This is a genomic window from Photorhabdus viridis, from assembly GCF_040256935.1.
GTDB classification, from domain to species: Bacteria; Pseudomonadota; Gammaproteobacteria; order Enterobacterales; family Enterobacteriaceae; genus Photorhabdus; species Photorhabdus viridis.
This window is the reverse complement of sequence record NZ_JBEJZY010000056.1, coordinates 21115-27509: the sequence shown is the minus strand read 5'-3', so window position 1 is coordinate 27509 and position 6395 is coordinate 21115. Positions and strand designations below refer to the sequence as shown.

Here is a 6395-nt window from a genome sequence, read left to right as displayed (position 1 = left end):
TGCGGGCCAGGGTTACGCCGCTGCGGGCATAGATTTGCTGCTGACGGTAGAGCGGCAGGTGGTCACGATATTTGGCGACCACCACCTGAGCCAGCAACCCCGGCTCTGGAATACCCTTTTCAATCAGGTGGGCGGGTTGGGCTTTAGCATGCACACACTGACAGCGCGCGCAGCTGTACTGCGGACAGACATAACGCCGGACAACAAACGTCGCGGGGCGATATTCCAGCCGCTCACTGATTTCATCACGCAAAAAGCGCAGGGCATGACCGCAATCCGGGCAGCTCTCCGTCTCCAGCGCCAGCCGGATATCTTCACGGGGTAATGTCGTCGGCAAAGGCTGACGTTTAGGATGAGACGCGGGCACATTTTCCTTGATATGCAGGCGTGACAGCTGGGTTTCCAGCACCGCGATATCGGTATCGGCATCTTCCTCAAACTGACTGCGTTTGGGACCGGCAGGCAGGGTTTCGCTGTGCGCGCCAAAACGCCAGCGTTGCGCCTGTTTCAGGGCCTCTTCCAGCTGGCGAATATAATCACATTGTTGCTGAAGCAGCGCCAGTGCCCGCAGGCGGAACTGGCCGGGGTCATCCAGCGCTATTAAGTCATTGAGCGTCATGCCGATAGTGTACCGGATAATTCCCCGTCGTTATCCGGTAAAAGTGTGACCGGGGTAGCGGAATTAGCTTCGCCAGCCGGACAGGTCATCCCCCTCGACCTGTTGCCAGTGAATGCCGCGGATGAGCCAGTCAAACTGGGCGGGCGTCATCACCCAGCTGCGTTCGCCCTGCTTCGGCCAGACAAAATGGGCCCGGTGCAGACGGCGGGTACACAGCCAGACGCCGTGACGGTCCCAGCGCAAGACCTTGAGGCGGGAGCGGGCCTTGTTGCAGAAGACAAAAGCGGCTTCTTCCTGCCAGCGCAAATTCAGTCCCTCGAGGTGTTGGGTCAGGGCATCAATGCCCCGGCGCATGTCGACAGGCTCTCGCACCAGAAAGAGCTGTTGCGGTTTCAGCATCGGGCCAGTACCCGCATCACGTCAGGCAACAGCGTCAATGGACAGGCGATGGCATACCCGTCTGGGGTATGCAGGGTGACGGTGTGCGCGTCGTCAGGCTGAAGTGAAACCGGCAAGAGGGCGGGCAGTGTCTGGCTGAGAGGTTGGGGTATTTTGTTACTGTCGGCAATCCAGTCGCGGAAAGCGGAAAAACTCAGCTGATGCTGTTCGCAATACTGTTTTCGGGTCAGGTCACTGTGGCGCCATTGGGTCACATGTTGCTGTTTTTGTTCCGGGGTATATCGGCTACGGCTCATGGTGTCAGTCTCCAGGTGAAGATAAGGAAGCGGTAGCGTGCATGGGCCAGGGAGGAAGAACAAGGTGAGATGACCGGACTCTTACCACGGAAAGAGGAAAAACTCAGCTGATGCTGTTCGCAATACTGTTTTCGGGTCAGGTCACTGTGGCGCCATTGGGTCACATGGTGTTGTTTTTGCTCCGGGGTATATCGGCTACGGCTCATGGTTCCTCACAAGGTTAAGACAAAAACCTAGCGTGCATGAACCGAATGAGAGGAGCAAGGTGAGTTCACCGGACGTTTACGGAACAGCGTCGCCCGATGATGCAATGGTGGGCTGATTTCGTGATGGCGGCTGACCACGGAAGTATGATTGGCGAGGGTATTGGAGGTATAAGGCTTGTCGGCTAATACACGAATAAGCGATTCATAGGGAGCGCTTATTCGTTTTATCTAAACACTTAATAACTACACAGTCTTCTTAAATTATCAGAAAGCTGAGCTTTAACATCCATCAGGCTCACCCCCCATAATGTGGCTAACTGAGTCTCGGCTATCTCACTATCCCATGGCATTAGTGGAACATTACGAAACTTACCAAATGGCCCATCGGTTTCTGTAAGAATGCGTGATTTAGGAATTTTCAAAGCCAACGCCTTCCCCTTAATTGTATCGAGCATAGCGGGCCCTACGGAGAACCAACACCCTAAATCGATTGCTCTTTCTAGCTGCTTTGGTGTCCCAGTAAACCAATGTAATATCGCTATGCCATCAATATTTTCAATCTCATCAATGGTATCTGATGCACTTCCCCGACTGTGAATAGTCATAATCTTACCGCCAGCACGATGCACGCTACTGAGTATGTGTCGAAATACCTTCAGCTGGACGTCCCAATGTTCTTTAAACCCCTTACCTCCATCAAGCCCTATTTCGCCAACATACCTTGTCTCAGAAAGTAGTGAATCGAACAGCTCTAACTCATGCGATCTTTGATGTGCAATTTGGGGATGGAGCCCAAGAGCGGTTCGGATTCGTTGGCTTTCTTTAGCCAGTAAAGAGGTCCCATGCCATGCTCTAGGTGTCGTTGTTACTGACAGTATATAAGTCCCTCGACGCCTGCACTCCTCAGCCACTTTTTCTGGCTGAGGATATAAGTCAAGATGACAGTGCATGTCGATGCTCAAACAATGCCCTCACTCATTAAGAAGTTTTCAACCTCATTTAAGCCATCCAAAAACACCTGCTTAAAATCATTGAATGCTGCCACAGATAAAGGACCGCTCTTGGCGATCCATGTCCCTATTCTAGAAGTCGATCTCTGTGCGATTGCAATCCTAAGAGCGATAAGATCATCCCTGCGATCAATTTCATTCATTACTTTAGCCAAGGACTGGAAAGTGTAATCTGCGTCTCTACTAATCCCCCCAGCATGAAGCGATGCCCGTCGAATGATGCACGGTACGCATACCCCGCACTGCTGATCCGTTCGTTTCCAATGACTGCAAGATACCGTACTTTCTACGACGTCAGATAAGAGTTGCTTATTCAAGCATTGAGAGACCATTTGCCCCTTTGTTTTGAACTGATATGGATTGATTATTTGGCAAGGAATTCCGACCGCATCAAAGAGTTGTTGTATGCTGGAAATAAAATATGGATGTGTTGTTCGTGTACTCAACGTACCGATCCGGCGTGGGGTTAGTGGTGCATTTAACGAGATAAACCCATTTTCGGGCACAAAAAGATCGACCTTTTTTTGTTGAGATACTTCTTGAACAGCACAAGCGCCCACTGCCGCAAAAGCAAGAAAATTGAGGCTCCGCGTTCGCATCGTAATGTCAGTTACCCCTTGATATAGATGCGGATCAGCATTAATTTCAAACCGTGAGTATCGACCATTCAATCTTTCAGCAATTTGATCTTGTCGTGACTTATCTCCTTTGTAAGCATGACTAACCAAAAGCGGAGCACGCCCCACTGTCAGAAGATCTATTGCGCCAATAGCCGAATCCAATCCTCCCGAAAATAAGCTGATGCAATCAAGTTCTTTGAGCTTAATCAGGTGAAATCTTGAATGTTGACTATATGCTTCAGGCGGTGCATAACCACCAGTGCAAAACTCGAAATCCCAGATGTCTCCACTAAGAAAATGCAAAGCGCTTTCAAGTTCCTTCTTTAAAGCAATCCATCGAGATGGCTCATGAAGGGGAAGTCGTAGCGAGAATTGACGAGTCCAACCATCCTCAGAGCTTTCACGCTGAACGAAGGTATCAGCCGCTGTAACCGCTAGTGCGATGCTCAAAAAATCCATGACCTGAGCTGGAATTTTGACTCCCAAGCGCTTAATTCGATCAATAGCAGGATTCCCAATAATAGATATATCACCCCGCCCCTGCCCACTTAATCCATAAAGCTGTACGGGTAACAAGTTCTCACCTGCTGGCGGTAAGAGACGATGATCATGATGGAAAACTAAGTGTGTCATTGATAGGCCTCCCATTCTTGCCAAGCCTCAATAATTACCTGACGCTCGATTTTAACCATTTGATTTTTCGTAAAAGTTCTAATGTTACCGACAAGTTTTGGAGCCATATGCTTATCAACAACAACTTTGATCAATTCTCGAAGTTCAGTTTCTGCATGAATGGCCTTTGAAGGAGTGTCCGCTTTATTCCATGCCTTGTTAGAATCCATGACCATTTGCAGAAAAATGCTTTCAGCTAAATAACAAATCATTGTGTCAACGATCACACCATCAGTTATTTTTTGAGGATCGAAAATTGCTACACCATCAAGAGCTTCCACTAAGGCATGATTCATGGCTGCACAAATCTTTTCTGAATCACCATCCTGTGACGTTAAAGCTTGAGCAATGGCTGATATTGCCATTTCGCATGGAAGGCCAGCCAAACTTCCCAAATCAATGCTTGGTTCTCCTGGAGCCGCTTGCACTCCCGCCAGAGCCCCGAACAATCCGCCCCCTGCCTGTGTGACACTCCCTAATCGTCGAGCTGCACTACTGCTTCCTCCAGAGGCTTTTCGCGCGTAATGCCCTATGGCTTTTCTGAAGTCTGCTCTATTACCGTTTGATACTGCATTTCCCAAAGACTCCCGAAAAGGCGCAAACCTTCGTTCTTGAGGCGGGGTTAAGGGTTGCTGTGGCTGATCATCAGCCCATGGTGGAACCAGTGGAGAACCACCACCCGGGCCTGTACTTGATTGTGAAGTTCCCATTAAGCGTCCTTATTCCATTGTTCATCTTTTAGTGCTGCAGCCATCCATACTGGTGGCTTCGTTCCCTGCTGCAACTCCTGCAAGTAACGAATAAATATACTGGCCGCATCTGCCGAGTGGCGAGCCAAGAGGCATGCACCAGAAAAACCTTTAGGCCTACGAGCCCAATCCGATACTTGCCTCAACTGGCTAATTAAACCTTCCATTACCGGCACTTGTTCCTCACGCGGAAGCGTTTCCAGAAGAGCTTCTGCTGTAGGAGAACTGGTATTTTTCAATTCAATAAGTGCATTCAATGCTTCCCGTCCAGATGGAGACAGACCAACTACATATGCACCTATTGGCATGGTTTCTCTGGAGAGGTATATGGCGGCTCTTAAATCGATTCCACCAAGGCGCGGTTCAAGCTGGGCCCATTGAGCAATAAAAGATTTAGTTGTTGGATTATCAGTCCATGTCTTTGGCGCTTCAGAAGGTATTTGACCGTCAGCTTCTTCAAGCTGTTTAAGCAGTTGGGGCATGCCTTGTTCAATATCCACGAGGTGATATAAGTCAGCGGTACCATCTACTCCAACACATCGCTCAAAGATTACCAACTTAGTGATGATTGCTTCATCCAAAGGCATAGCTCGTCGTTTAGCAATTTGAGAACGCATTTTGACAACATTCAACAAGCGTTTAACGATCCTAGGATTGCCATGAATAATTGGAGAGTTGGCTAATACCGGAGCAATGCGGTCCGCACGTGCAAATGCTAAAGCGAGATTACTATCCTCAGATTCACCAGTCATTTTAAGAGCGTCCTGCCGAGTAATTGGTTCATCTTTCCAGGATTGCTGCAATGCCTTTTCTAGCCCGCCGCGAAGCGTGGTAAGTTTTTGGCCTTTCAAGCCATGCTCAATAGCATAAAGCATGAACAGATATGAACGAATCTCACGCACCCCAGCTTTTGGCACCCTAATAGGAACCTGGATGAGCTTATCGAGATAGTCTATTTGATGACGTTGGGATGCCCCTTTGAAGTAATCAGCCACAGAAGAACGAATCATGTCCTCGTCCGCTGCAATGATAAAGGCAGTATTAGTTAAGAAAAGGAATAACCTGATGGCTTCAAGAGTATGGATGGCATTAGCAGGCAGGCAGCGATCGAGGTTATCAATTACTACGATGAGTGGCTTACCAAGCTCTTCTAAAATTTCCCCATATTCCTGACGAAAAGCATCAATCTGCTGTGGAGGGCTTTTTTTAGCATCTGGTTTAATCAAACCATCCGCAGCTTGTTTACCTTCTTTAGCCAGGTTGCTCAAAGCCTCATATTCTTCCTGGCTCTGGATGCCATCAGTAGCATTCCTAAATGCACCAATGCTTCTGGAAAGCAAACCGCCAGTAGGAACACCAGCAAATAAAGCAGCTCCCTCAGCCAGAAAACCCATTGCTCTAAACCCATCAACTCGGCTTAAAAGTCTCTTTGCCTTTGAGACAAGAGTCGTATTACCACCCGCAGCTTTTGTCAAGGCTGTAGCGATTACTTCAAGTAGGGCAGCACGCGCATCGTCGTAGCCCTGATAGAGCCAAGAGTCAAAATTAATTACTATCCAATCTTTGTCATCTTGCTCAAGTTTTTGCTCTATCAGTTTCAAAAGTGAAGATTTGCCAGCCCCCCAGTTACCAAAAATGCCGATTGATACTGGCAACATATTTTCGGTGGTAAGCACATCTACTGCTAGCTGAGATACTTCACCAAAATTTAGGTAATCCTCTGATGATTCCTTATCTGACCACATCTATTTATCCTTTATTTCTCTCGACTTATGGAAGATTTAAACCAACCAAGGCAAAGTTTATTAAAGATGTATGTTTCGG

The 6395-nt window shown here is 48.2% G+C and carries 8 protein-coding genes and 1 pseudogene; 1 reads left to right on the top strand and 8 read right to left on the bottom strand.

Features of this window, described 5'->3' with window-relative positions:
- The 4 genes from ABR397_RS19615 to tnpA (ABR397_RS19600) form a co-directional block, all read right to left on the bottom strand.
- Nucleotides 1-619 (bottom strand): IS66 family transposase zinc-finger binding domain-containing protein (locus ABR397_RS19615; RefSeq protein ID WP_350307206.1); only part of this gene is annotated, 619 nt, incomplete at its 3' end.
- 63 nt (nucleotides 620-682) lie between these two features.
- Complete coding sequence (gene tnpB, locus ABR397_RS19610) at nucleotides 683-1018, bottom strand: IS66 family insertion sequence element accessory protein TnpB (protein WP_021326832.1); 336 nt, start codon at nucleotides 1016-1018, stop codon at nucleotides 683-685.
- Nucleotides 1012-1314 (bottom strand): IS66 family insertion sequence element accessory protein TnpA, encoded by a 303-nt coding sequence (tnpA, locus tag ABR397_RS19605; protein WP_350307205.1) that lies wholly within the window; start codon nucleotides 1312-1314, stop codon nucleotides 1012-1014. Before tnpA (ABR397_RS19605) ends, tnpB begins: the two co-directional genes overlap by 7 nt.
- Complete coding sequence (gene tnpA, locus ABR397_RS19600; protein WP_350307204.1) at nucleotides 1311-1520, bottom strand: IS66 family insertion sequence element accessory protein TnpA; 210 nt, start codon at nucleotides 1518-1520, stop codon at nucleotides 1311-1313. Before tnpA (ABR397_RS19600) ends, tnpA (ABR397_RS19605) begins: the two co-directional genes overlap by 4 nt.
- Nucleotides 1521-1595: 75 nt before the next feature.
- Between tnpA (ABR397_RS19600) and ABR397_RS19595 the strand changes: the two are divergent.
- Nucleotides 1596-1706, top strand: a pseudogene (locus tag ABR397_RS19595) (tyrosine-type recombinase/integrase); the annotation flags it as partial.
- A 50-nt stretch (nucleotides 1707-1756) separates the two neighbouring features.
- Here the strand turns inward: ABR397_RS19595 and qatD are convergent.
- Genes qatD through ABR397_RS19575 form a run of 4 tightly spaced genes read right to left on the bottom strand, consistent with a single transcriptional unit; the run spans nucleotide 1757 to nucleotide 6316 of the window.
- Nucleotides 1757-2470: a Qat anti-phage system TatD family nuclease QatD gene (gene qatD, locus ABR397_RS19590; protein ID WP_350307203.1), complete on the bottom strand. Its 714-nt coding sequence runs from the start codon at nucleotides 2468-2470 to the stop codon at nucleotides 1757-1759.
- Between the two features lie 8 nt (nucleotides 2471-2478).
- Nucleotides 2479-3798 carry a Qat anti-phage system QueC-like protein QatC gene (gene qatC, locus ABR397_RS19585; RefSeq protein WP_350307207.1) on the bottom strand — a complete coding sequence of 440 codons (1320 nt, stop codon included), beginning with the start codon at nucleotides 3796-3798 and terminating at the stop codon, nucleotides 2479-2481.
- Nucleotides 3780-4532, bottom strand: coding sequence for a hypothetical protein (locus ABR397_RS19580; protein WP_350307202.1), 753 nt, complete (start codon nucleotides 4530-4532; stop codon nucleotides 3780-3782). Before ABR397_RS19580 ends, qatC begins: the two co-directional genes overlap by 19 nt.
- Nucleotides 4532-6316, bottom strand: a complete 1785-nt coding sequence (locus tag ABR397_RS19575) for a KAP family P-loop NTPase fold protein (protein ID WP_350307201.1) — start codon at nucleotides 6314-6316, stop codon at nucleotides 4532-4534. Before ABR397_RS19575 ends, ABR397_RS19580 begins: the two co-directional genes overlap by 1 nt.
- Nucleotides 6317-6395: the final 79 nt, after the last annotated feature.